Origin of the sequence: Paraburkholderia sp. EG287B, assembly GCF_040965595.1 — a bacterium.
Lineage (GTDB): Bacteria > Pseudomonadota > Gammaproteobacteria > Burkholderiales > Burkholderiaceae > Paraburkholderia.
Genome location: NZ_JBFRCG010000018.1, coordinates 98,026 through 123,009 on the forward strand (window position 1 = coordinate 98,026; position 24,984 = coordinate 123,009).

Here is a 24,984-nt window from a genome sequence, read left to right on the forward strand (position 1 = left end):
TGTGGAGCGATGGCCCTCTCGGCTCTGGAGGCTCGATGAAAGGCAGGCGGGTACGGATCGCGAGCGTGGCCGTGGTCCTTGTTGCGCTCGCTGCCGCCTATGGCGGCCACGTTGCGCGTGCCTGGGAGCGCGGGCTCGCACCCGTGGCCGCGCCCTCGCCGCCGGCGGGCGACGCCGCGGCCATCACGCGCGGCGCGAAGCTCGCGGCCATCGGCAACTGCATCACGTGTCATACCGCGACTCAAGGTCAACCGCTCGCGGGCGGCCTGCCGTTGCAAACGCCCTTCGGCGTGATCTACTCGACCAACATCACCCCGGACAAGGACACCGGCATCGGCGACTGGTCGCTCGACGCGTTCACGCGCGCGATGCGGCGCGGCGTGTCGCGTGACGGGCATCTGCTCTATCCCGCGTTTCCGTATCCGCACTTCGCGCAGATGAGCGACGCCGATATCGCCGCGCTCTATGCATGGCTGATGAGCCGCGCGAGCGTCAACGCGCCAGCGCCGCACAATGCGCTGATGTTTCCGCTGGGGTTGCGGCCGCTCATGGCTGTCTGGAATCAGCTCTATCTGCCGCCTGCGTCTGCGGCGTCTACCGCTTCCGCCACGTCGACGGACGCACAAGCGCAGCAGGTCGCGCGCGGCCGCTATCTCGTCGAGAGCCTCGGTCATTGCGGCGCGTGCCACACGCCGCTCAACCATCTCGGCGCCGAGCGCCGCGACCATGCGTTGCAAGGCGGCACCCTCGAGGGTTGGGACGCGCCTGCGCTGACCGACCTCACGGCACGCCCAAGGCCCTGGACGCAAGCACAACTGACGAACTATCTGCGTACGGGCTACGCCAGCGAGCACGGCGCGGCGGCCGGCCCGATGCGTACGGTGACGCGCTCGCTCGCCGACGACGCTCCCGAAGACATCGACGCCATCGCCGCCTATCTGATGACACTGCAGTCCAACCCGAATGCCGCTGCGCCGCCTGCCGCCGCCAGCGTCCATGTCTCGACCGCGCCCGCCAACGGCGCTACCCTGTTTGCCGCGGCCTGCGCGTCGTGCCATGCTGAAGGCGCGGCGATGTCGACCGACGGCTATCGTCCGTCGCTGTCGCTCTCCACCGCCGTCAACGCCGACAGCCCGCGCAACATGGTGCGCATCCTGCTCGACGGCATCGCCTGGCACGAGAGCGAAGCCGGGTCTTTCATGCCACCGTTCGCCGGCACCTTCACGGACACGCAGATCGCGGAGCTTGCCAACTACACGCGCGCGCGCTTCAGCGCGCTTGCCCCCTGGTCCGCGCTCGATGCTCAGGCCGTGGCGCGTCTACGCAAGGAAAGCCCATCACGATGATTACGCTCAACGTCAACGGCGTCAGCCATACCGTCGATGCCGATCCGTCCACGCCGCTGCTCTATGTGCTGCGCAACCAGTTGCGGCTCAATGGCGCGAAGTTCGGCTGCGGGCTCGGCCAATGCGGCGCGTGCACGGTGAGCGTGGGCGGCGAGCCGGTGTTCTCGTGCCTGCTGCCGGTCGTGGCCGTGGGCGAGCGGCCCGTGCGCACCGTCGAAGGACTCGGCAGCGCGGATCATCCGGGGCCGCTGCAACAGGCCTTTATCGACCAGCAGGCCGCGCAATGCGGCTACTGCATCGCGGGCATGATCATGCGTGCGCAAACCCTCCTGGAGCGCACGCCGCACGCCACCGACGACGAGATTCGCCGTTATATGCAGCCGAATCTGTGCCGCTGCGGCACGCATATGCGCATTCTCGCGGCGATCCGGCAAGTGGCTGCGGGCACGCAATCATGAGCCGCGCCCGCCCATCCCCTGCGTTCGACCCTGGCGGCCCCGACGACGTCGCGCGCCGCCGTTTCCTCGTGGGCGGCTCGCTGATGGTGAGCTTCGCCATCGTGCCGGGCATGGCCGCGCTCGCGCAAACCACCACCGAAGCGGGCACTTTCCACGCGAGCGCCCCGAAGCTGCCCGGCAGCCTCAAGACCACGCCATCGCTCGACGCGTGGATCAAGGTCGGACCCGACGGCCACGTGAGCGTGTTCACGGGCAAGGTGGAACTGGGCACCGGCGTTCGCACGGCGCTCCTGCAACTCGCCGCCGAAGAACTCGACCTCGCGCCTCAGGCGATCGAACTGGTCACCGCCGATACGGCCACCACGCCAAACGAGGGCTACACGGCGGGCAGCCACACGATGGCGGACAGCGGCACGGCGATCCTCAACGCGGCGGCCCAGGTGCGCACGCTGCTCGTCGATAGCGCAGCGGCGCAGTTGGGCATCGATGCCGCCGCGCTCAGCACGCGCGACGGCGCAATCGTCGCCGCCGACGGAAGGCGCGTGAGCTATGGCGAAGCGGTGCAGCACGCGAACCTGCATCAAGACGCGCAGTCCAACGCCGCGACAAAGCCGCCCGCACACTACGGCGTGATCGGGCACACGCTGCCGCGCGTGGATATTCCGGGCAAGGTCACGGGCGGCGCGAGCTATGTTCAGGACCTGCGGCCCGCCGGCATGCTGCATGCGCGCGTCGTGCGGCCGCCTTCCTATGGCGCGCGGCTCGTTTCCGTCGATAGCGCGCGCGTGGCGGCGCTACCTGGCGTCGTCAAGGTCGTGCGCAACGGCGATTACCTCGCCGTGGTCGCCGACGACGAATGGCGCGCCATCGTCGCGATGCGCGAACTCGCGCTCGCAGCGCAATGGCAGCCCGGCCCGCCACTGCCCGATCCGGCCAGCATTCACGCGTTTCTCATGAAACTGCCGGCACAGGAAATCGTCGTGGCGGATCAGGGCGCGAGCGCAAGCCAGCCGGCGGCGACGTTGAAAGCCCGCTATACGAAGCCCTATTTGACGCACGGATCGATCGGGCCGTCGTGCGCGCTCGCGCACCTCGACAACGGCGTCATGACGGTATGGACACACACGCAAGGCGTCTACCCGCTGCGCGCCGGCATTGCCGGGATGCTCGGCATGCCGCGCGAGAAGGTGCGCTGCGTGCACGTGGAAGGTTCGGGCTGCTACGGACACAACGGTGCGGACGACGCCGCCGGTGACGCCGCGCTCATCGCCCGCGAGCTGCCCGGCCGCCCGGTGCGCGTGCAGTTCATGCGCGAGCAGGAACACCTGTGGGAGCCGTTCGGTCCCGCGATGACGGTGGAGGCGAGCGCATCGCTCGATGCCGGAGGATCGATTATCGCCTGGCAATACGAACTATGGAGCAATACCCATAACAACCGCATCGAGAACGCGGGCCGACTGTTGCCCGCGCAACTGCTCGCCAAACCGTTCACGCCCGCGCCGCCCAAGCCGATTCCCATGCCCGAAGGCGGCGGCGACCGCAACAGCATTCCGCTCTACCGCGTGCCGAGCCTGCACGTGCAGCATCACTTCCTGCCCGACATGCCGATACGCGTTTCGGCCATGCGCTCGCTCGGCGCGCATATGAACGTGTTCGCCATCGAGAGCTTTATCGACGAGCTTGCGGGTGCCGCGCAAGCGGACCCCGTCGCGTTCCGCCTCAAGCATCTCGACGATCCGCGCGCACAAGCCGTCATCCATGCCGTGGCCGATCGATCCGGCTGGCAAGCGCATGCCGCACGCGCGAAGCACCCGGACGTGCACGCGTCCGGCACCGGCTTTGCAGTCGCCCAATACAAGAACCTGATGGCCTACCTGGCCATTGCGATGGACGTGACCGTCGTGCGCGATACCGGCGAGGTGCACATCGACCGCGTGGTCGCAGCCATCGACTGCGGCCAGATCGTCAATCCGGATGGCGTGCGCAATCAGGTCGAAGGCGGCATCCTGCAGTCCACGAGCTGGACGCTCTTCGAGGAAACGCAGTTCGACCGTGAGCGGATTACGAGCTTCGACTGGAGCACTTACCCGATCATGCGTTTTGCGTCGGTGCCGAAGCGCGTGGAGGTGTTGCTGATCGACCGCCCCGGCCTGCCGTTCCTCGGCGTGGGCGAAGCGGCGCAAGGACCGGCCGCGGCGGCGCTCGCCAACGCGATTGCCGACGCGACCGGTGTGAGAATCCGCGACTTGCCGCTGCTCGCGCCGAAGTCGCGCAATGCGCTCAAGGCGTAGCGAAACCGCCACGTGTTGCGCTAGTGCTTTTTAGGCGGCAGAGGCTGGTCGAGGCCCGGCTCGACCGGTGTGGGCACCGCGTCGCCCAGCGGCCTGGAAATATCGTTGCTCGGCGCTCGATCTTTCTCGCCCGGGTCCTCGCCCGCCTCCTCGGTTGGCAAAGTCCTGGGTGGCAACGGCTGGTCGAGACCGGGCTCGGTCGGTGCGGGCACAGCGTCCCCAATTGGCTTGGGCAGATCCGTGCCGCGCGGTTCCGGCGCATCGTCGGGCTTATCGGTATGTTCGGACTCGTCGGACTGGTTGCTCATCGTATCGACCTCCCTTCGCGATGGATATCGCATGGTCCCGCCAGATCATGCAGGGACCGTGCCAGCGGAAGCGGGGGCCAACTTCAGTAGAATGAGGGACACTGAGCGCCGAATCCGGCGGCCGACGAAGAAGCACGCCCGGAAAATCCTGGAACACGCCTGATGCCGCACGCCCTCGATCGCCGCACCGCCGTCGCATTCCTTGTGGCCGCAACGTTCTTCATGGAGAACCTCGACGCCACCGTCATCACCACCTCGCTGCCCATCATCGCGCGCGACTTTCACACGGCGCCCGCGTATCTCTCGATCGGCGTCTCCGCGTATCTCGTCGCGCTGACCATGTTCATCCCCGTGAGCGGCTGGTTCGCCGAGCGCTTCGGCGCGCGGCGCGTGTTCGCCACGGCCATCACCGTATTCAGCGTGGCGTCGCTGCTGTGCGCGCTGAGCTCGGGCCTGTTCGCCTTCACCGCCGCGCGCGTGCTGCAGGGGCTGGGCGGCGCGATGATGGTGCCGGTGGGCCGGCTCGTCGTGCTGCGCGACACCCCGAAGCACGAGATCGTGCGCGCCATCGCGATCCTGACCTGGCCCGCGCTGGTCGCGCCGATTCTCGGGCCGCCGCTCGGCGGCTGGATCAGCACGCACTGGAGCTGGCACTGGATCTTCCTGCTCAACCTGCCGCTCGGCGTGGCCGCGCTCGTGGCAGCCCTGCTGCTCCTGCGCGACGAGCACACGCAACCGCGCCGCTTCGATACCTTCGGCTTCGTGCTGAGCGGCCTCGGCTTCGCGTTCGTCATGAGCGGCATCGAGATGGCGAGCCGCTCCGACGTCACCGCGCCCGTGTCGATCGGCACGTGCGTGGCGGGCATCGCGCTGTTGGCGGCGGCCGTCGTGCATTTGCGGCGCGTGCCGCATCCGCTGTTCGATCTCGCGCCCGTGAAGATCAACACCTTTCGCGTGACCGTGTTCGGCGGCTCGCTGTTTCGCACGGCCATCGGCACCGCGCCGTTTCTGCTGCCGCTCATGTTCCAGGTGGCGTTCGGGTGGAGCGCCGTGGCTTCGGGCGCGCTGCTGCTGTGGCTGTTCGCCGGCAACCTGTGCATGAAGCCGGGCACCACGTGGGTCATGAACCGCTTCGGCTTTCGCACCGTGCTGATCGGCAACGGCACGCTGGTCGCGCTCGGCTTCGCGGGCTTCACGCTGCTCGGGGCCGATACGCCGCGTGTCGTCGTGGCCGCATTGCTGTTTTTCAGCGGCCTCGTGCGCTCGATGCAGTTCACCGCGCTGAACACCATCGGTTTCGCCGACGTGCCCCAGGCACAGATGCGCGACGCGACGACGCTCTTCTCCGTACTGCAGCAGATGAACGCCGGCATGGGGATCGCCGTGGGCGCGCTGGCGCTTTCGGTTGCCGAGGCGCTGCGCGGCACCCATGCGGGCACTGCGGGCGCCGCCGACTTCCATCTCGCGTTCTGGTTCATCACGGTGCTCGCGGCGCTGGGCGTGGTCGACAGCGTGCTGCTGCCGCGCAGCGCGGGCGCGCATATTCTCGCGCGACGCTAGCGAGCCTCGGACCCCTGACTCCGTTCCTCTTCCAAAACGATGCTGACCGTTGCGCTTCTCGTCTTCCCTGGCGTCCAGGCACTCGACGTGTTCGGCCCCACCGACGTCTTCTCGGAGGCCAATCGCCTGCTGCCGCCCGAGGCGCAATACCAGCTTGAGCTGATCGCAACGGAACGCGACACCGTGCGCTGCTCGAGCGGCGTGCGCATTGGTGCGGACCGCCACTTCGACGAAGCACGCGGCCATTACGATTTGCTGCTCGTGGCGGGCGGACCCTCGCTCGTAGAACAGCCGCTCGCCGATGCGGCGCACGCGTGGCTGCGCGAAGCCAGCGCACGCGCCCGGCGCTTCGGGTCCATCTGCAACGGCGCGCTGACGCTGGGGCGCGCGGGCTTGCTCGACGGGCGCACGGTGACGACACACTGGAACGACGCGGCCGCGCTCGCCGCGATGTGCCCGACCGCGAACGTCGAATTCGACCGCATCTTCATTCAGGACGGCAATCTCTATACCTCGGCGGGCGTGACGGCGGGCATCGATCTCTCGCTGTATCTGTTGGCTCAGGATCACGGCCCGGAAATCGCGCTGAAGGTGGCGCGACGGCTCGTGGTATTCGTGCAGCGCGCGGGCGGCCAGTCGCAGTTCAGCCCGTATCTCACGCCCTACGCGGAGGCGACGTCGCCCATTGCCCAGGTGCAGCAGTATGTGCTCGGGCATCTGAACGAAGATCTGGGCGTGGAAGTGCTCGCCGGCGTTGCGAAAATGAGCAAGCGCAACTTCGCGAGAATCTTCGTGCGCGACACCAGCATGACGCCCGCCGAATTCGTCGAGAGCGCACGCATCGACGCGGCGCGCGTGATGCTGGAAAACAGCACGGCGCCGTTGAAAACGGTGGCCTTTCGCTGCGGCATGCGCGACGCCGACCATTTGCGCGTGGCCTTCAAGCGCAAGCTGGGCACCACGCCGCAGCAATATCGCGCGCACTTCGGCGCCGTGACCGCCAGGGCCAAACGCACCGCAAAAGCCGGGTCGTAGCCGCGCGGTCGAAACTACGCGCCTACGCCCCCGCACGCACCTCGCGCCGCACCGCCTGCGGCGGCACGCCGAAGCCACGCACGAACGCCTCGCGCATGTGCCGCCGGTCGCGAAAGCCGGTTTCGCGAGCGATGACGTCGAGCGGATGCATGCTCTGCTCGATCATGAGCCGCGCCGCCTCCAGGCGCAGGCCCTCCACGGCGCGCGCCGGCGACTGTCCCGTTTCCGCCGTGAACACGCGGCTGAACTGGCGGGGGCTCAGGTGCACGGCCTCGGCAAGCTGCTCCACCGTGAGCGCGCTGCTCAGGTGGCGGCGCGCGTAGTCGAGCGCGTTCTGGATGCGGTCCGATTTCGGCGCGAGCGCGAGCATTTCGGAATGCTGCGACTGGCCGCCCGAGCGCCGCTGATGCATGACGAGCTTGTGCGCCACCGAGCGCGCCACCTCCGCGCCGAGGTCGCGTTCGACCATGGCGAGCGCGAGATCGAGCCCCGCCGTCATGCCCGCCGACGTCCAGACCGGCCCGTCGACGATATAGATGCGGTCGTCTTCCACGCGAACCTCGGGAAAGCGCTGCTGCAGATCGCGCGCGTAGTACCAGTGCATGGTGGCGCGGCGCCCGTCGAGCAGGCCCGCCTCGGCCAGCACGAAACCGCCCGTGCAGATGCCCGCCACCCGCCGCGCGCGGCCGCTCGCGCGGCGCAGGAACGCGAGCACCGCGGGCGCCGCGTCCGCGGTACGCGGGTCGTTCACGCCCGCCACCATCCAGGTGTCCACGCGGCTGCGCGCGGGCGCGGGTGCGCGCAGCGTGTCCACGCTCATGCCGAGCGACGAGCGCACCGCGCCGCCCTCCACCGAATAGTTCTCGATCGCGTAGAAGGGCGAGCCGGACGCCATGTTCGCGTATTCGAAAACGCTTTGGGTCGCGAGCGCCATCACCTGGAATTCGTCGCTCAAAAGGTAGCCGATGCGGTGCATGTCCTGCTCCTGTCGCTGCATGTCCTGAATCACGACCCTATACGTCATTTGCGTCACGGTCAATCGCGGCCAGAATGCATTCACAGCAGCGCCACTTGCATGTTACCTAACCACCTGCGCCGCTACGCCAAGGAGCCTGATCATGAACCAGCCAACCCATCGCGGCACCGCGCTCGTCACCGGCGCGTCGTCCGGCATCGGCGCCGTCTACGCCGCCGAACTCGCGCGCCAGGGCTACGACCTCGTACTCGTCGCGCGCAATCGCGAGCGGCTAGCCGCGCTCGCCGGACGCATCACGAGCGAAACCCGGCGCGACGTGGAAGTGCTCGCCGCCGATCTCAACGACCGTGACGATCTCGCCGCCGTGGAAGCGCGCCTGCGCGACGACGCCAGCCTCACGCTGCTCGTGAACAACGCGGGCATCGGCACGCACACGCCGCTCGTGGAGAGCGACGTCGATTACATGACGCGCATGATCGAGCTGAACGTCACCGCGCTCACGCGGCTCACGTATGCGGCCGTGCCGGGCTTCGTCGCGCGCGGCCAGGGCGCGATCATCAACATCGCCTCCATCGTCGGCATCGCGCCCGAGATCCTCAACGGCGTGTATGGCGGCACCAAGGCCTTCGTGCTCGCGTTCAGCCAGTCGCTGCATCACGAACTGGCGGCCAAGGGCATTCGTGTGCAGGCGGTGCTGCCCGGCGCCACGGCCACGGAGTTCTGGGAAACGGGCGGCCTGCCGCTCGAACACCTCGACAGCGCGATCGTGATGTCCGCGCAGGACATGGTGAGTGCCGCCCTCACCGGCTTCGAGCGCGGCGAAACCGTGACGATTCCTTCGCTGCACGACGTGGAGCAATGGAACGCGTTCGAGACGGCTCGCCGGGCGATGTCGACGCAACTGTCGAGCAGCACGCCGGCGCCGCGCTATCGCATTGCGCAGTGACCGTCGGGTTCGATCGGGTCGATTGAGCGTGAAGCGGGGGGCTCGCCCCCCGCAGCCTACACTTCCCGCTTGCTGCGCCCGTACAGCAGCAGCATCGCGGCAATCACCACGCCGTAGATGATCTGGCGCCCCGCCTCCGGCATCTGCGCGACCGAGAGAATGGACTGCAGCAGCGTGATGAGGATCGCGCCGGCGACGGTGCCGAGGTACGAGCCGCGGCCGCCAAGAATGGAGGTGCCGCCCAGCACCACCGCCGCGATCGCGGGCAGCAGGTAGGCGTCGCCCATCGACTGTGCCGCCTTCGACGCATAGCCCGCGAGCAGCACGCCGCCGAACGCGGCGAAGGCGCTGCACACGGCGAACGCGGCCACGGTCACGAGCCGCGTATCGATGCCGGAAAGATACGCGGCGCGCTCGGTGTTGCCGATCGCGTACAGTGTGCGCCCGAAGGTCGTGCGCGAGAGCAGGAATATCGTCGCGGCCCCGATCACCACCCACAGCGCGACGGCATTCGGCACGCCCGGCAAGAGCCAGCCCGCGGCAAGCCAGCGCATGACGTGCGGCGCCGAATCCTGCGGCGACGAGCCGCCCGTATAGACGATCATGATGCCCTGCGCGACCGCATTGGTCGCGAGCGTCGCGATCATCGAGGGAATACGCAGGAGTGCGACGAGAATGCCGTTGACGATGCCGATCAGCACGCCGCAGCCAATGCCGACCGGAATCGCGAGAATCTGCCCGAGTTCGCCATGCCCGGCGACGGCACAGGCCATCATCGCGCCCACCGTGATCGTCCACGGCAACGAGAGGTCGATGTGGCCGAGCAGAATCACCATCATCAAGCCGGTGGCGATGATGCCGAGAAACGCGCCGACTTTCAGCTGCAGCAGGATGTATTCCGGCGACGTGAAGTTGCGCGAAAACATCCCGCCGACGAGCAGCAGCGCAACGATGCACCCGAACGAAATCAGGATCGGCTTGTCGATCCTGCGCGTGAGCCGCGACACGAAGGTGGTCCGCGTGCTTGCCGAAACGCCGCTCATTGGAACCACTCCAGACGGTTGCGCACCCTGAACAGCCCGCATGCGCCAATCGCGACGGCCAGCAGGAGAATCACGCCCTGGAATAGCGGCTGCCAGAGCGCGTCGACGTTGAACACGAACAGCAGGTCGCCGATGGAGCGGAACGCGAACGCGCCGAAGATCGCGCCGATCGCGCTGCCCTTGCCGCCGAGCAGCGACACGCCGCCGATCACCACGGCGGCAATCGAAAAGAGCGTGTACGAGTTGGCGCTGCCGAGGCTCGCTTCGCCGGTGTCGGTGAAGAAGGTCAGAAACAGGCCGCCAATGGCGGCGAGCAGGCCCGCCAGCGTATAGCTCGCGAACTTGGCGCGGCGGATCGGCATGCCCGAGAGGAAGGCTGCGGGTTCGGACGAGCCGGTCGCATACGCCGCCCGGCCCACCGCCGAGCGTTTGAAAGGAATCCAGACGATCATCACGGCTGCGATCAGGATCAGCAGACTCGCCGGCACGACGCCCGCGACCTTGCCGGTCAGGGCGTCGGCGAGATCTTCGTTGATCGTGCCGCCGGGCACGGGGCGCAGCAGCAGCGCCAGCCCGTAAAACACGGCGCCCGTCGCGATCGTCGTCACGATCGGCTGCAGACGGCCGAAAATGATGATCACGCCGTTGAGCGCGCCGCACAACGCGCCCGCCGCGAGCACGCCGACGATGCCGAGCGCGCTATGCAGCGCGTCGCCCGTGACGATCCACGAGCCGATGCAATTCGTCAGCACGAGCATCATGCCGATCGAGAGGTCGATGCCGGCCGTGAGCACGACGAGCGCCTGCCCCATCGAGACGAGCGCGAGCAGCACGGCCTTGTTCGCCGCGGTCTGAAACACGTTCGCCGACAGACTCGACGGATAGTTGACGAGGTAAATCGCGAACATCAGCACGAACAGGCCGAACGCGAACACGGTCCCGCGATTTTCCGCATACCAGTAACGCAGCCCGCTCATGGCGCGACTCCCGTGGAAGACGAACCCTGCGCAACCTGTCCGACTTGTCCGACCGGCAGGTCCAGTGCGCTCGCGATCAGGTTCTGTTCGGTGATCGCCGGCCCGACGAGCTCCTTCTTGATCCTGCCTTCGTACAGCACGAGCACGCGGTCGCAGCAGCCGATCAGTTCGTCGTAGTCGGTCGAATAGAACAGGATCGCGGCGCCTTCGTCGGCGAGGCGCCTGAGCAGCTGATAAAGCTCCTGCTTGGTGCCCACGTCGATGCCGCGCGTCGGGTCGCTGAGCAGCAGGATTCTCGGCTTGCGCATCAGCCACTTCGCGATCACCACCTTCTGCTGGTTGCCGCCCGACAGCGAGCCCACGGGCGCATCGACGCCGTGCGACTTGATCGCGAGAAGCTCCATCATCCGGTCAACATAGGACTGCTGGCGAGTGCGATCGATCACGCCTGCCGTCGACATGCGATCGAGCGCAGCGAACGAGAGGTTCTCGCGCACCGACATCGGCAGCATCAGGCCTTCGGTCTTGCGGTCCTCCGGGATCAGCGCCATGCCGATTCCCTTGGCGCGCGCGGCAACCGGGCTGCCGATCGACACCGTCTTGCCGTCGATCTCGATCTTGCCCGCGCAGCCGCGCAGCACGCCGAACAGCGCGAGCAGCAGTTCGCGCTGCCCTTGCCCGTCGAGACCGCCCAGCCCGAGAATTTCGCCGGGCTGCAGTGAAAAACTAATGCCCTGCAGCGTCTCGCTCCACGCGAGATCGTGACAGGCGAGCACCGGTGGGCGCTCGGCCTTTGCCGCGGGTTTGTCGGGGAACACATGCTGGTACGTCCGCCCGATCATCATTTCGATGACCTCATTATCCGAGCGCGTGCCCGCCTCGAAGCTCATCACATGGCGGCCATTGCGATACACCGTGCATTCGTCCGCGAGCGCCTTCACCTCGTGCATGCGGTGCGAAATGAAGAGCAGCGCGAGCCCCTCTTCGCGCAGCCGCTTGAGCACGTCGATCACGCGCGCCACGTCGGCGGCGGTCAGCGCCGAGGTGGCCTCGTCGAGGATCAGGATGCGCGGTTCGTGCGCGAGCCCCTTGGCCAGCTCGACCATCTGCTGGCGCGACAGCGGCAGGTCGCGCACTTTCGCGAGCGGATTGATGTCGGCCGCCCCCGCGCGGGCCAGCGCTTCCTCGGCCTGGCGACGCTGGGCCCGGCGGTCGATCATGCCGAAGCGGCGCGGCGGGTTCGACGCGAAGATGTTGTCGGCCACGCTCAGGTCGGGGATCAGCGACAACTCCTGATACACGCAGACGATGCCCGCCGCGTTCGCCTCTGCGGGCGAGGCGAACGCGACTTTACGGCCATCGAGGTGCATCACGCCCTCGTCCGGCTGCACCACGCCGGACATCACCTTGAGCAGCGTCGACTTGCCCGCGCCGTTCTCGCCGAGGATCGCGTGAATGCGGCCCTTTCGCACCGCGAGTTCCGCGTGATCCAGCGCCACGGCGCCGCCGTAGCTCTTCGACACGCCAGACATCTGAAAAAACGGCTGCTCTGCACCCTGCTGCATGCTTCGCCTCCCGTCACGTCACGCGGCAATCACGCGGTCACTGGTTGCCCTGGCTCTGCTTCATGATTGCCTGAGCGGAGAAGTTGATGCCGCAAGTGGGAAACGAGTTGCCCACGAAGAAGTTGTCCGACTCGTTCGGGAAATAGTTGACGCCCGCCTTCAGCATCGAATCGTCGGTGACGTCCAGCGGCAGCTTGATCGCCACGGGAATGGTCTGTCCATCGAGCGCCGCGAGCGCCGTCTTGATCGCCACGGCCACCTGCGCGGGACCGGTGCCCGCCGATGTGCACTTCAGACCCTGGGCGCCGTACTGCGCGCAGAACTTGCGAAAGCCATTCTCCGTCTCGCCGCCGAACGGCACGAACGGATGTTTCGCATCGATCATCGCGCGCACCACCCCCGTGTCGCCGCCCTGCGCCGAAATGGCGTCGAAATGGCCCTGCACGGCGATGGCGTCGGCGGTGGCCTTCTGCGCGACCGCGTCGTCCCACTTGCCGTAGACCTGCACGACGTTCCACTTCTTGCCGGTCTCGTCGAGGGTCTTCGTGAAGCCATTGTGCCGATCGGTGTCGACCGAGGTGCCGGCCACGCCGCGGACTTCCAGCACCTTGCCGCCGTTGGGCACATGAGTCGCGAGCCACTTGGCCCACAGCACGCCAAGCCCGTACTGGTCGACGTCCACGTTGATCGCGTCTTCGCTGTCGAGCGTATTGTCGAACGCGACCAGCACGACGCCGGCTTTCTTCGCGCGGCGGATCGCGGGTCCGAACGAGGCGGGATTCTGCGCGTCGACGATGATCGCGTCGTAGCCGGCGTCGATGAAGTTGTTGACGGCCGAGATCTGCGCGGGCACGTCCTCGCCCGTCGAGACGACCTTGAACTCCTTGAGCTTGGCGGCGACGGCCGGTTCCGCCGTATAGGCCTTGGCCGTCTTGATCATCTGGATGCGCCACGTGTTGGCGATGTAGCCGTTCACGAGCGCGACGCGATACGGCCCGCTCTTCTTCGGATACTTGATGAATTTGGTGTCGGTCTTCCAGGGGACCATGCACGTTGGGTCGCTGGACGGGCCGGAAACGATCGATGCCTGTGCGAAAGCCGCGCCTGCGCACAGCACCATTGCCGCGGTCGCCGCCGCTCGAAGCACCTGGATTCCTGAAAGCATGTTGTCTCCTTTTTGTCGGATAGAACTTACTGATTGCCGGCGCACCGGGTTCGTCGGGAATGGCCGACACCGTGTGCGTGACGCAGGGAATCTTGCTGGATGTGCTGCAGCGGGACTGGACCGGACGCGCCGGACCAGCGGAATGACCTCTTCAAAGGCGTCCCCTCGAAGCAAAACGACGGGCATGCGTGAACGCCTCCCCGTCTGACAGTACTGGCATACCAATCGGCGCGCGATAGTGGTTTACCACTGGACCCCGCGCGTGCTGAAAGCGGGCGGAAACCCGCGCCGCCTCGACGCTTGGCGGCGCGGCAACTGGTGTACCATTCTGGCGAACTTCAGCCGCCTCCCGGCGGCTTCGACGCTTTCGAGAATCCTGGATGGCCGATCTTTCGCACACGCCAACCGGTCGCGCCGCCGATGCGGACGCAACCGACCGCTCCTACGTCGGCCTCGCGAAACAGATCTACGACCTGATCGCGGCAGGCGACGTCGGGCGCGCGCCGGGCGCGCCTCGCACCCGTCTGCCCTCCGAGCGCACGCTCGCCGAGCGTTTCGGCGTGAGCCGCACGCAGGTCAGAGAGGCGATCATCGCGCTCGAAGTGCAGGGCGTGGTCGAGGTGCGCGTGGGGTCGGGCATCTATGTGGCCGACGCGCAGGAGACGCGCACCGTCGCCTTCGAACTGCCGCGCGGGCCGGGCCCGATCGAGACGCTGCGCGCGCGCGAAGTGATCGAAAGCGGCATCGCGGCGCTCGCCGCGACCGAACGCAAGGATGCGGACCTCGATCGCCTCTTCGCCGCGTTGCGCACGATGCGCGAAAACATGGACGACAAGGCCGCCAACGAGGCCGCCGACCGCGAGTTCCATCTGGCGATCGCGGGAGCGACCGGCAACGACATGCTGCGGCACGTTGTGAGCGCGATGTGGGACAACTCGCGCGCCGACCCGCTGTGGAAAAAAATCGAGGAGCACTTCCATACGCCCGCGTTGCGCGCGGCTTCGCAGGAAGACCATCAGCGCATTTTTTCGGCCATCATGGCGCGCGACGCCCACGCCGCGCGTGCGGCGATGCAGGCGCATCTCGCACGCGTGATCGGCGAGTTCACGCAGGCCTGGCGTTAGCCCCTCATGCCACCGCAGGCAGCGCGCTTGCCTCGTGCGCAACCGCCGGCGGCGTGACGGGCGGCGTCAGCGACGGCGTGTCCGCCGTCTCGCTCACGCGGAACGTCGCCACGGCATCGGCCATCTGGCTCGCCTGCTGCTCGAGCGACTCGGCGGCAGCCGCCGCCTGTTCCACGAGCGCCGCGTTCTGCTGCGTGACCTGATCCATCTGGCTCACCGCCGTCTCGACCTGCTCGATGCCGGCGCTCTGCTCGACGGTAGCCGAGGCGATCTCCTTCATGAGGCCCGACACCTTGTCCACCGAAGCGACGATCTCGGCCATCGTCGCGCCCGCCTCGCCCACGAGCGAGCGGCCGTTGCGCACGTCGTGCACCGAGGCGTCGATCAGCGACTTGATCTCGCGCGCCGCGGCGGCGCTGCGCTGCGCGAGCATGCGCACCTCGCCCGCGACGACGGCGAAGCCGCGCCCCTGCTCGCCCGCGCGCGCGGCCTCGACCGACGCGTTGAGCGCGAGAATATTGGTCTGAAACGCAATGCCGTCGATGATGCCCGTGATGTCCGCGATCTTGCCCGAGCTGCGGCTGATCTCCTCCATCGTGTCGATCACCTGCTCGACCACGCGTCCGCCGCGCTGCGCGACATCGGCGGCGCCCGTGGCGAGCGCGCTCGCGGCGTTCGCATGCTGCGCGTTCTGACGCACGCTCGACGTGAGCTGCTCCATGCTCGACGCCGTCTGCTCGAGCGACGCAGACTGCTGTTCCGTGCGGCTCGACAGATCGAGATTGCCCGCCGCGATTTCGCGTGCGCCCGTGTTGATCGCATCGCAGCTCGATCGCACGCTGCGCACCGTATGGCTCAGGCCGCCCTGCATGCGCCGCATCGCGCCGAGCAACTGGCCGATTTCGTTGCGCCCGCCGCCTTCGATATGGACCGAGAGATCGTTCGCGGCGATCTGGTTGAGCACTTCCACCGCCTCTTTGAGCGGCGCCGTGACGAGGCGGCGCAGCGCCAGATGCGTCGCGACGACGAGCGCCAGCGCCCCCAGCAGACCGACCGCCACCATCGCCATTACCCAGTTGTGCTCGCGCGCGGACTGGTCGAGCGTCGCGCGCGTGGCGGCATCGGCGTTCGCGCGCAGTGCGGCCACGCTGGCCGAGAACTGCGTATTCGCACTGGCGACATCTCCAGCGGCCAGCGCGGCATAGGTTGCCGTGTCGCCGGATTCGAGCGCCGTGGCCGCGCGCTGCAGCGACTGCGCAAGCGCGCTCCACGCGCCGAGCAAGGCGTCGCGCTGCTGGGCCGCATCAGCGTCGAACGGTGCGCTCTCGCGCAGCGCGGCGCTGTGCTTCGAGGCCTGCTCGAAGAGATCGCGCGCGTCCTGCTGCGCCCGCTGTTGCGTGTCGGCGGCGCCATTCTCTTTCCTCGCTTGATAGGCGCGAGCCAGCGCCGTTTGCGCAAGCGCCGCGTCCTCGCGCAAGGCGAGCGCGAGCGCGTCCTGGCGCGCAACTTCGTGGATGTGACGCGCCGAATCGTCGGCGCGGCCGATCATCAGGACACCTACCGCTGCACCCACCACAAGCATCGCCGCAAAGGTGCAGAGCACGAGCAGCAGCCCTTTTCGAATCGTCAGATTACGCATTGCCTTATTTCCGCTTCAGGGCCTCAACGTGGTGGGAACGGCATCGCTGCCCAGCCGGGCCAGCAGCATGTTCGCCTGTTCGATCAGCGTGGCACGGTATTCACCGGGCAACAGCACGTCGTCGGCCACGGCCATGGCTTCGCCAAGCTGCGCGCGAAACGCGAGGATCGTGCGTTCGATCTGCGCCGTGGACAGCTGCGGCAGCACCGCCTCGACGAACTTCGTCATCACCACCACACTCGCGCCGAAGCGCGAGATGGCCTTGCCATGCGCGCTCACTAGCGCGGTCATCGAGTTCAACAGCATCTCGTCACTGGTGCTCACGGGATTCTCCGGATACTTCGGCTAAAGGGGGAAAGCAAAGGCCGTCTTCAGCCCGCCACGCACGCTTCGAGCGCGCGCGGCATCAATTCAGCCGGCGCGGGACGCGCAAGCAGGAAACCTTGTGCGCGGTCGCAGCCGATCTCGCGCAGAAACTCGAGTTGCCGCGGCGTCTCGACGCCCTCGGCCACCACCGTGACACCGAGCGAGCGCGCCATCGCGACGATCGCGCGCACGATCGAGCGGTCTCGCGCGGCGCTTTTCTTAACACGCGGCGACATCCCGGCCCCCGGTTCGGCCATGTCCGCGAGGAACGAACGGTCCACCTTGAGCGTGTCGACCGGTAACGACTGCAGATACTTGAACGACGAATAGCCCGTGCCGAAGTCGTCGATCGCGAGGCTGATGCCGCGCGCGGCGAGCTCCTGCAGCAACGCTTCGATGCCGCCCCGGCCCGACGTCATCGCCATGCTCTCCACGAGTTCGAGCTGCAGGCGCGTGGCCGGCAGGCCGGTCTCGCTGAGGATGGTCGTGAGCTGATGCAGAAAGCCGTCGTGCAGGCATTGCCGCGCCGAAAGATTCACGCTGATACGGCCGAAGTCGAAGCCCTCGTCGAGCCACTCGCGCGCCTGCCGGCAAGCCTCACGCAACACCCATGCACCGAGCGGCACGATCAATGAGGATTCCTCGGCAATCGGTATGAACTGGTCCGGCGGCACGAGGCCGCGGCGCGGGTGCTGCCAGCGCGCGAGCGCCTCGATATTGACGAGCGCCCCGCTCGCCACCTCGAATTCGGGCTGATAGTGGAGCACGAGTTCACCCGCCTCGAGCGCATGGTGCAGCTCGCTTTCGAGCACGATGCGCTCCATTGCCGACGACGTCATCGGCGTGGCGAAGAAGCGGAAGTTGTTCTTGCCCGCGTCCTTGGCCTCGTACATCGCGCGGTCGGCTTGCATGAGCAGTTGCCGCGGATCGTGCGCGTCGTCCGGATACATGCTGATGCCGATGCTCGGCGTGACGAACAGCAGCTGCTCGCCGATGTGCATCGCGGCGCCCACGCGCGCGAGCAGCCCCTGGGCGATCTGCCCGACGCGGCGAATGTCTTCGATATCCTCGATCAGCAGCGTGAACTCGTCGCCGCCGAGGCGCGCCACCGTATCGGTCTCGCGCACGGCTTCGCGCAGGCGCGCAGCGATCACGGTGAGCGCCTCGTCGCCCACGCCATGGCCCATCGTGTCGTTGATGAGCTTGAAGCGGTCGAGGTCGAGGAACATCACCGCGACGCGCTTGCCCGAGCGGCGCGCGCGAGCGAGCGAGAGCGTGAGGCGCTCGGTGAAGAGCGTGCGATTGGGCAGGCCCGTCAGGGCGTCGTGCGTCGCGAGGTAGCTCAGGCGCTCCTCGGTCTCGCGGCGCTGCGTGATGTCCGCGAAGATCGCGGCGTAATGCGTGCAGCGGCCGCTCGGGTCGCAGATGCTGGAAATCGTCAGGTATTCCAGGTAAAGCGCGCCGTCCTTGCGGCGGTTCCAGATTTCGCCCTTCCAGTGGCCGTTTTGCTGCAGGCTGCGCCAGAGCGCGCCGTAGAACGCCGGGCCCTGGCGGCCCGAGTTGAGCAGGCTCGCGTTGCGCCCCAGCGCCTCGTGCTCCGTATAGCCCGTGAGCCGCGTAAAAGCGGGATTCACGCGCTCGATGGTGCCGTCGAGGTCGGTGATCATCACGCCGTCGAGCGTCGACTCCACCACCTGGTCGGCGAGGCGCAGGTTCGCGCGCGAGGCGAGCAGCGCGTCGTCGCGCTCGCGCAGCGCCATCTGCAACTCGCGCACGAAGCCGCCTTCGATGTCGTGCAGGATATGCGAGAGGTCGAGCAGGCCCGCGAGACGCCCGTCTTCGCCGATCACCCCCACGTGACGCATGCGGTGCTCGAGGAGATACTGACGCGCCGCATAGAGGCTTTGCGAATGCGCGAGCGAGCGCAGCGGCCGGCTCGCGCGCGCGCCGACCGTACCGTCGAGCGTGCCGTCGGCAGCGAGGCGCACCACGTCGCGCTCGGTCACGATGCCGAAGTCGCCTTCCGGATAGCTCACGACGAGCGCGCTCAGACGCCGCGCACGCATGCGCTGCATGGCCTCGTGCATGGCCATGCGCGCGTCGACCACGAGCGGCATCGCCGCGTTGACCGAGCCGACCGTCTTCAGCCGCAGAAAGCACTCGAGCCCCTGGTTCATGACCAGGTCGGTTTGCGTGACGATGCCGAGCGAGCGGCCCGACTGGTCCACGACGAGACAATGACGGATGCCCTCGCGCTTGAAGCGCAGAGCGGCGTCGCGCAGACGCGTGCTCGCCGGCAGCGCGCGCACCGGATGGCTCATCGCATGGCGGATGGGCAGCGCGAGCGCGGCGGCGTCTTCGCCCAGCGCGAGCGCGTCGTGCTCGGTCCAGATGCCGACGGGTCGCCCCATTTCGGTAATGACGATGGCGCTATAGCGCCGCTCGCTCATCATGCGCGCCGCTTCGCGTATCGGCACGTCGGGCCCGCAGGCAAGCGGCGGCCCTGAAAGTAGCTGCCCGATTTCCAGGTCCAGCGTGTGGTGTTGCATGTAGCGTCCCGAACCGCACGGCGATGTCTTTATGAGATAGCGGGAAACTAACAGCGGGCAGCAGGCCTTCAATTGACGAAAATCAAGGTTTTGACGCCCGAGACGGCGCAAACGTTTGCGCGTCGGCTAACCGGAATATCAGGGAGGCATCATCTGTCGCACGCCTGCGACAAAACTTGATGCGCATAAACTTTTATATCCGGAATTGCATAATCTAGTTTACTAGACGAACAAATCCATTAAACTGGACGCCATGGATATCCACACCACTATCGCCCGCCGCCTGCGCGAACTGCGCGACGCCAGAGGCTGGTCGCTCGAAGCGCTGGCCGAGCGCAGTTCGGTGAGCCGCTCGAACATCTCGCTCATCGAACGTGGGCAAAGCAGCCCCACGGCCGTCGTGCTCGACAAGCTCGCCACGGCGCTCGGCGTCTCGCTCGCCTCGCTCTTCGAGGCCCCGGGCGACGCTGCGCGGCAGGCCCCTTCCCCACACGCCGCGGCCCGGGATCAAGCGGTCTGGACCGATCCCGAGTCGGGCTACGTGCGGCGCAATCTCTCGCCGCCCGCCTGGTCGCCCATCCAGCTCGTGGAAGTGCACTTTCCTCCCGGCCAGCGCGTGGCCTACGACACGAGCCTGCACGACGCGGAAATTCATCAACAGGTCTGGGTCATGGAAGGCGTGATGGAGATGACGGTGGGCGAGCGCGTGTGGCGGCTCGAAACCGGCGACTGCCTCGCAATGCGCCTCGACTGCCCCATTGCCTATCGCAATCCCACGAACGCGCCGGCGCGCTATGTCGTCGCGCTCTGCAGGACCACTAACTGACCGGGTTCACAATCCCATGAGCGAAGCCATCGAGGTACGCCGCCTCACCGCCGAACAGGCGCAAGCCTGCGCACCCGCGCTTGCGGACGTACTCATCGACTGCGTGGAGGGCGGCGCCTCCGTGAGCTTCATGCTGCCGATTGCGCGCGAGACGGCGCTTGCGTTCTGGCACGGGGTGGCGCAAGACGTGGCGCGAGGCGGCCGCATTCTGCTCGCGGCCGAAGACGCGCAGCAGCGCATCGTGGGTACGGCGCAACTCGTGACGGCGCAGCCGGAAAACCAGCCGCATCGCGCCGATGTCGCCAAGGTGCTGGTGCACCGCGCCGCGCGCGGACAAGGTATCGGGCTGCGCCTCATGCTCGCGATCGACGAGGCGGCAAGGCAAGCCGGAAAATCGGTGCTCGTGCTCGACACCGTAACGGGCGGTGCGGCCGAACGGCTCTATGCGCGCGCCGGTTGGGAGCGTGTGGGCGGCGTGCCGAATTACGCGCTGATGCCGGACGGCGCATTGTGCGGCACCACGTTCTATCACAAGCAGCTGGTGAGCCGGTGAGGCGCCGCCGCTTCCTCAATCGCCTCGTTCGAGCATGTTGCTGATGGCGAGCGCCAGGCCATCGGGATTGTCGTACGCCATCATGTGCTCGGTATTGGCAACGAGTTCGACGGCGCAGCCGGCTTGGTCGAATTGGGCAAGTTCGCCACTCGTGGCCGTTTCCGGAAGAATCACCCCTTTTCTCGCATTCAGCCTGGCGAAATTGCCGAGCCAGTCTTCCGCGTTATCGTCCAGCGCGGATTTTGCCCATTGGTAAATGGCATGAGGCGATGCGACGGCAAACGGGCCCAGCCAGGCGTCGTTGCCGCCCGCGGCTTTCAACTGCGCCAGCAGCTGCGAAAACCCAACGGCTACGAATTGCGCTTCGGTCATCGACGTTATTTCCGACAACATCGCTTTGCCGTAATCGTTCAGACCGGGCGCACATAAGACCACGGTACCCACCTGGACCGACAGGCGTTTCGCGAGCTTCAGCGCGATGAACGCGCCAGCGCTATGACCGAATAGATTCACCCGCGTGAAGGGCTCGCTCGTGACGAAGTTTGAGAGGACATTCGCCTGGGTCTCCGAATCATAATTCCCGTCCTCTGGTTTGTCGCTGAACCCCGCTCCCAAGAGATCGACGAGGAGCGATCGGCGTTTCGGGTATGCATGGGAGCCCACTACCGGTGGGTAATCGCTGCTGGCCGCACAACCCAAACCATGAATGAACAGAAGCGGCTCGGAGGAGTGCGTGCCGGAAAATAAATCCAGGTAGCGAAGAATGTGCCCTCTGTCATCAGTGGTGAACGGGTTCATATTCCGGTCCGCGAATTCAGGGCGTTGCCTCCGCGCGCAACGCCTCGGAAGGCCGCATGCCGAACATGCGCCGGTAATCGGTGGCGAACTGGCTCAAATGCCAGAAGCCCCAGGCGGTGGCCACGTCCTGCACCGAACCGGCCGCGCGAGCGCACAGGTCGCGCCGGGCGCCGTTCAGGCGCAGCGCGCGCAGGTAGGTGGCGGGCGCCATGCCAAGCACGTCCTGAAAGCAGTACTGGAGCGTACGCCGGCTCACGTGCAGCTGCTCGCAAAGCTCCGGCACACCGACCGGCCGCGCGCGATGCGCGAGCACGTAGTCGCGCGCCTGCGCAACGATCCAGCGGCGCCGCGAGGCGGACTCGATCACCGCATCCCCGCTGCCCGCGCAGGCGTCGAACAGCGCGGCGAGCACTTCCGCCTGCAATGCGTTGCGTTCGAGGTCCGAAAGCGGTGCGTCCGGCACGTTCTCATGCGCCTGGCCGCCATCGTCGAGACACCTCGCGAGCCGCGCGCAAAGGCGTTCGATGCTCGCCGCGCCCGCCTGCACGACAGGGGCAGCCGGCAAACGCTCTTCGAGCGCCGTGTGCTCGACCGCGGCCGCATAGTGGCGCAGCACGTCGCCGCGCACGACCACGCCGTAGATCGAAAATTGCGCCGGCGTGAGCAACTCGAACTCTACGTTGCCGGGGCGCAGCGCAAACGCCTGCGCGCCAATGGGCTGCGCGTCGACACGCGCCTCGCCTTCGCGCGGGACCGGTATGCCGAACCACCAGGCGTCGCCGCGCACCTCGCACGCCTGGCGCAACGTGTGGCTCGTGGTCTCGCGGAACACCTTCATGGTGTCGAGTGGCAGTTCCGTGAGCGTGCCGACGAAGCGGCCCGCCGCCAGCTGGTCGTAGGTCTGCCGCCAGCCCACGAGGTTGCGCGCCTGCTCGTCGGCGTCGTGCGCCACGCTGACCACGGTGCGGGCGCCAGGCGCGTTGCATCGCGCCTGCCCGGCCGTGGCTTCGGTTCGCTCTGCCGTTTCGTTCATGATTGCCTCCCAGCACGCGCTTGCTTCGATCGATCGTCGATTGACGCAAGAGTCGCGCCAGCGAGAACGGTATGCGGCATGGCCATGCCGGGCGCCGCGCTGCTCCACGGCGGCGCAATGGCGGCGAGCGGAGTGCTCAATCCCTGCACAGGCGGCAGCACCGCCGCGGTGCGTCGCCTGCTCCAACGGTTGCGGCGGATGCAGTCTCCGCCCGCGCGTGCGGACCCTCATGCAGACGTGATCTGCCCTGCCGCCCCGACGCCCGGCAGCGTCGCGTCGCTATCGTCCTTCAGTCCGACGCCGGTCAGCCCGAGCCGCCGCGCATGCGTGAGGAGGTAGTGGAGCTTGTGCGCGGCCGCTTCATACGGCAGCCCTTCGGGACGCACGTTCGAGATGCAGTTGCGCTGCGCGTCATGGCAGCCCACCTTCGGCGCGTAGGTGAGATAGACGCCGAGGCTGTCTGGCGAGCTGAGCCCGGGCCGCTCGCCGATCAGCATCGCCACGAGTTTCGCGCCCAGCAGTTCGCCGATCTCGTCGCCGAGCGCCACGCGTGCCTGGCGCGCGACCACCACTGGGCCGATGCGCCAGTCCGCAAGACGCGCGCGTACGGCGAGGAGCAGCGGCGCGGCCTGTTTCGCGGCGGCGATCGCCGAAAGGCCGTCGCCGATCACGAACACGACTTCGGGCGGCTCCTCACGCGCAGCCGTGGCCAAACCCGCCGCCTCGACCAACGCGGTCCGGCTCGCCTCCGACAAGCGCCGCCCAAGGTCTGGCCGGCGCAAATAATGCTGCCGGTCCGGCGCCGCGCTTTCCACGCCGAGCGTGGCGAACCCCTCGGCTTCGAGCGTGCGCCGCAAGGCTTCGGCGTCGAGCGGGTGATGCACGGCGTCGCGCGCCTGCGCGTGCGAGAGATTGAACGCGAGCAGCGGCGCCGTGGGCAAGCCGTTGCCCGCGCGCCCGAGCGCGATGCGCGCGTTCGTGAACGCCTTGAGACCGCCCCACGGGTTCTTTTCGACGGCGTCGCTCATGCGTCGATCCCCAACCACTCGTGCGCGCCCGCGAGCAGCGGCACGCGCGCGGAGCCCGGCAGGAGCGCGCCTTTCGCGTCGACGATCTCCATGGTCTCCAGCCACTCCTCGAACTCCGGCGCGCGGCGCAGGCCGAGCAGGTCGCGCACGTAGAGCGCGTCGTGAAACGAGGTGCTCTGGTAGTTGAGCATCACGTCGTCGGCGCCCGGAATGCCCATGATGAAGTTGATGCCGGCCGCGCCCAGCAGCGTGAGCAGCGTGTCCATGTCGTCCTGGTCGGCTTCGGCGTGGTTCGTATAGCAGATGTCGCAACCCATGGGCACGCCCAGCAGCTTGCCGCAGAAGTGATCTTCGAGCCCCGCGCGAATGATCTGCTTTCCATCGTACAAATACTCGGGGCCGATGAAACCGACCACCGTATTGACGAGAAACGGCTCGAACTTGCGTGCGACCGCATAGGCGCGCACCTCGCAGGTTTGCTGGTCCACGCCGTAGTGCGCGTTCGCCGAGAGCGCGCTGCCCTGCCCCGTCTCGAAGTACATGAGGTTGTTGCCGACCGTGCCGCGTTTGAGCGAAAGCGCCGCCTCGCGCGCCTCTTTCAAAAGTGCCAGCGAAATGCCGAAGCTCGCGTTCGCCTTCTCCGTGCCCGCTATCGACTGAAACACCAGATCGACGGGTGCGCACTTTTCGATAGCCGCGATCGTGTTGGTAACGTGCGTGAGCACGCAGGACTGCGTGGGCACGCGGTAGCGCTCGCGAAACCCGTCGATCATCGCGAGCAGCTTCACGATGGCCGCCAGACTGTCCGTGGCGGGATTGATGCCGATCATCGCGTCGCCGCAGCCGTACATCAGGCCGTCGAGCATCGAGGCGGCGATGCCCTTCACGTCGTCGGTGGGATGGTTCGGCTGCAGGCGCACCGACATGCGGCCCGGCAGCCCCACGGTGTTGCGAAAGCGAGTGACCACGGGCCGCTTTTTCGCCACGGCGATCAGGTCCTGATTGCGCATGAGCTTCGACACCGCCGCGACCATCTCGGGCGTGAGGCCCGGCGCGAGGCGCTCGAGCGCTTCGGTGGTTGCCGCGCCGGAGAGCAGCCAGTCGCGGAAGTCGCCCACCGTGAGGTGTGCGACGGCCGCGAACGCGGCGGCGTCGTGATCGTCGACGATCAGGCGCGTGACCTCGTCGTCTTCATAAGGCACGAGCGCTTCCGCAAGAAACGCCTTGAGCGGCACCGCGGCGAGCGCCATTTTCGCGGCCACGCGCTCCTCTTCGCTCGCCGCCGCCACGCCCGCGAGCTGGTCGCCGGAGCGCAGCGGGCTGGCTTTGGCGAGCAGCGTCTTGAGGTCCGCGAAGCGGTAGGTGCGCGCGCCGATCGTCTCCGTATAGTTCATGCGT

The 24,984-nt window shown here is 67.3% G+C and carries 22 protein-coding genes; 9 read left to right on the forward strand and 13 right to left on the reverse strand.

What is annotated here, in order from left to right; genetic code table 11:
- Positions 1–35: 35 nt before the first annotated feature.
- Genes AB4Y40_RS30815 through AB4Y40_RS30825 form a run of 3 tightly spaced genes read left to right on the forward strand, consistent with a single transcriptional unit; the run spans position 36 to position 4,095 of the window.
- A complete protein-coding gene (locus tag AB4Y40_RS30815; protein WP_368691078.1) occupies positions 36–1,346 on the forward strand; it encodes a cytochrome c in 1,311 nt (436 codons plus the stop codon).
- Entirely contained in the window at positions 1,343–1,804 is a 462-nt protein-coding gene (locus AB4Y40_RS30820) for a (2Fe-2S)-binding protein (RefSeq protein WP_368602452.1), read from the forward strand. The genes AB4Y40_RS30815 and AB4Y40_RS30820 overlap by 4 nt, the downstream gene beginning before the upstream one ends.
- Positions 1,801–4,095: a molybdopterin cofactor-binding domain-containing protein gene (locus tag AB4Y40_RS30825; RefSeq protein ID WP_368691079.1), complete on the forward strand. Its 2,295-nt coding sequence runs from the start codon at positions 1,801–1,803 to the stop codon at positions 4,093–4,095. The genes AB4Y40_RS30820 and AB4Y40_RS30825 overlap by 4 nt, the downstream gene beginning before the upstream one ends.
- A 20-nt stretch (positions 4,096–4,115) precedes the next feature.
- On the opposite strand, the gene AB4Y40_RS30830 is transcribed toward AB4Y40_RS30825, so the two are convergent.
- A complete protein-coding gene (locus AB4Y40_RS30830; protein ID WP_368691080.1) occupies positions 4,116–4,403 on the reverse strand; it encodes a hypothetical protein in 288 nt (95 codons plus the stop codon).
- 162 nt (positions 4,404–4,565) lie between these two features.
- Here AB4Y40_RS30830 and AB4Y40_RS30835 point away from each other — a divergent pair, with 162 nt between their 5' ends.
- The gene (locus tag AB4Y40_RS30835) at positions 4,566–5,963 is read left to right on the forward strand and encodes an MFS transporter (RefSeq protein ID WP_368691081.1); all 1,398 of its coding nucleotides are present in this window, start codon (positions 4,566–4,568) and stop codon (positions 5,961–5,963) included.
- A 39-nt stretch (positions 5,964–6,002) separates the two neighbouring features.
- Positions 6,003–6,998, forward strand: a complete 996-nt coding sequence (locus AB4Y40_RS30840) for a GlxA family transcriptional regulator (protein WP_368691082.1) — start codon at positions 6,003–6,005, stop codon at positions 6,996–6,998.
- A gap of 22 nt (positions 6,999–7,020) precedes the next feature.
- Here the strand turns inward: AB4Y40_RS30840 and AB4Y40_RS30845 are convergent, their stop codons facing one another.
- Positions 7,021–7,974: a GlxA family transcriptional regulator gene (locus AB4Y40_RS30845; RefSeq protein WP_368691171.1), complete on the reverse strand. Its 954-nt coding sequence runs from the start codon at positions 7,972–7,974 to the stop codon at positions 7,021–7,023.
- Between the two features lie 142 nt (positions 7,975–8,116).
- Here AB4Y40_RS30845 and AB4Y40_RS30850 point away from each other — a divergent pair, with 142 nt between their 5' ends.
- Positions 8,117–8,920: an SDR family NAD(P)-dependent oxidoreductase gene (locus tag AB4Y40_RS30850; protein ID WP_368691083.1), complete on the forward strand. Its 804-nt coding sequence runs from the start codon at positions 8,117–8,119 to the stop codon at positions 8,918–8,920.
- A gap of 56 nt (positions 8,921–8,976) precedes the next feature.
- Here the strand turns inward: AB4Y40_RS30850 and AB4Y40_RS30855 are convergent, their stop codons facing one another.
- From AB4Y40_RS30855 to AB4Y40_RS30870, 4 genes are read right to left on the reverse strand one after another with little or no spacing between them, the layout of a single operon-like run.
- Positions 8,977–9,963 (reverse strand): ABC transporter permease, encoded by a 987-nt coding sequence (locus AB4Y40_RS30855; protein WP_368691084.1) that lies wholly within the window; start codon positions 9,961–9,963, stop codon positions 8,977–8,979.
- Positions 9,960–10,940 (reverse strand): ABC transporter permease, encoded by a 981-nt coding sequence (locus AB4Y40_RS30860; protein ID WP_368691085.1) that lies wholly within the window; start codon positions 10,938–10,940, stop codon positions 9,960–9,962. Before AB4Y40_RS30860 ends, AB4Y40_RS30855 begins: the two co-directional genes overlap by 4 nt.
- Positions 10,937–12,505, reverse strand: a complete 1,569-nt coding sequence (locus tag AB4Y40_RS30865) for a sugar ABC transporter ATP-binding protein (RefSeq protein ID WP_368691086.1) — start codon at positions 12,503–12,505, stop codon at positions 10,937–10,939. The genes AB4Y40_RS30860 and AB4Y40_RS30865 overlap by 4 nt, the downstream gene beginning before the upstream one ends.
- A 37-nt stretch (positions 12,506–12,542) precedes the next feature.
- Positions 12,543–13,670: a sugar ABC transporter substrate-binding protein gene (locus AB4Y40_RS30870; RefSeq protein WP_368691087.1), complete on the reverse strand. Its 1,128-nt coding sequence runs from the start codon at positions 13,668–13,670 to the stop codon at positions 12,543–12,545.
- A gap of 380 nt (positions 13,671–14,050) precedes the next feature.
- On the opposite strand from AB4Y40_RS30870, the gene AB4Y40_RS30875 reads away from it, so the two are divergent.
- The gene (locus AB4Y40_RS30875; protein ID WP_368691088.1) at positions 14,051–14,794 is read left to right on the forward strand and encodes a FadR/GntR family transcriptional regulator; all 744 of its coding nucleotides are present in this window, start codon (positions 14,051–14,053) and stop codon (positions 14,792–14,794) included.
- A gap of 4 nt (positions 14,795–14,798) precedes the next feature.
- Here the strand turns inward: AB4Y40_RS30875 and AB4Y40_RS30880 are convergent, their stop codons facing one another.
- Genes AB4Y40_RS30880 through AB4Y40_RS30890 form a run of 3 tightly spaced genes read right to left on the reverse strand, consistent with a single transcriptional unit; the run spans position 14,799 to position 19,348 of the window.
- Positions 14,799–16,433 (reverse strand): methyl-accepting chemotaxis protein, encoded by a 1,635-nt coding sequence (locus AB4Y40_RS30880; protein WP_368691089.1) that lies wholly within the window; start codon positions 16,431–16,433, stop codon positions 14,799–14,801.
- 15 nt (positions 16,434–16,448) lie between these two features.
- Complete coding sequence (locus AB4Y40_RS30885) at positions 16,449–16,757, reverse strand: hypothetical protein (protein WP_368691090.1); 309 nt, start codon at positions 16,755–16,757, stop codon at positions 16,449–16,451.
- A 47-nt stretch (positions 16,758–16,804) separates the two neighbouring features.
- Positions 16,805–19,348 carry an EAL domain-containing protein gene (locus tag AB4Y40_RS30890; protein ID WP_368691091.1) on the reverse strand — a complete coding sequence of 848 codons (2,544 nt, stop codon included), beginning with the start codon at positions 19,346–19,348 and terminating at the stop codon, positions 16,805–16,807.
- A 253-nt stretch (positions 19,349–19,601) separates the two neighbouring features.
- On the opposite strand from AB4Y40_RS30890, the gene AB4Y40_RS30895 reads away from it, so the two are divergent.
- The gene (locus AB4Y40_RS30895; RefSeq protein WP_368691092.1) at positions 19,602–20,174 is read left to right on the forward strand and encodes a helix-turn-helix domain-containing protein; all 573 of its coding nucleotides are present in this window, start codon (positions 19,602–19,604) and stop codon (positions 20,172–20,174) included.
- 16 nt (positions 20,175–20,190) lie between these two features.
- Positions 20,191–20,727: an N-acetyltransferase family protein gene (locus AB4Y40_RS30900; protein ID WP_368691093.1), complete on the forward strand. Its 537-nt coding sequence runs from the start codon at positions 20,191–20,193 to the stop codon at positions 20,725–20,727.
- A 15-nt stretch (positions 20,728–20,742) separates the two neighbouring features.
- Here the strand turns inward: AB4Y40_RS30900 and AB4Y40_RS30905 are convergent, their stop codons facing one another.
- The 4 genes from AB4Y40_RS30905 to AB4Y40_RS30920 all read right to left on the reverse strand — a co-directional run bounded on the left by AB4Y40_RS30905 (position 20,743) and on the right by AB4Y40_RS30920 (position 24,980).
- Positions 20,743–21,525, reverse strand: a complete 783-nt coding sequence (locus AB4Y40_RS30905) for an alpha/beta fold hydrolase (protein ID WP_368691094.1) — start codon at positions 21,523–21,525, stop codon at positions 20,743–20,745.
- 16 nt (positions 21,526–21,541) lie between these two features.
- Positions 21,542–22,558, reverse strand: coding sequence for a helix-turn-helix domain-containing protein (locus tag AB4Y40_RS30910; RefSeq protein WP_368691095.1), 1,017 nt, complete (start codon positions 22,556–22,558; stop codon positions 21,542–21,544).
- Between the two features lie 227 nt (positions 22,559–22,785).
- Positions 22,786–23,586 (reverse strand): ethanolamine ammonia-lyase subunit EutC, encoded by an 801-nt coding sequence (gene eutC, locus AB4Y40_RS30915; protein ID WP_368691096.1) that lies wholly within the window; start codon positions 23,584–23,586, stop codon positions 22,786–22,788.
- Positions 23,583–24,980, reverse strand: coding sequence for an ethanolamine ammonia-lyase subunit EutB (locus AB4Y40_RS30920; RefSeq protein ID WP_368691097.1), 1,398 nt, complete (start codon positions 24,978–24,980; stop codon positions 23,583–23,585). Before AB4Y40_RS30920 ends, eutC begins: the two co-directional genes overlap by 4 nt.
- Positions 24,981–24,984: the final 4 nt, after the last annotated feature.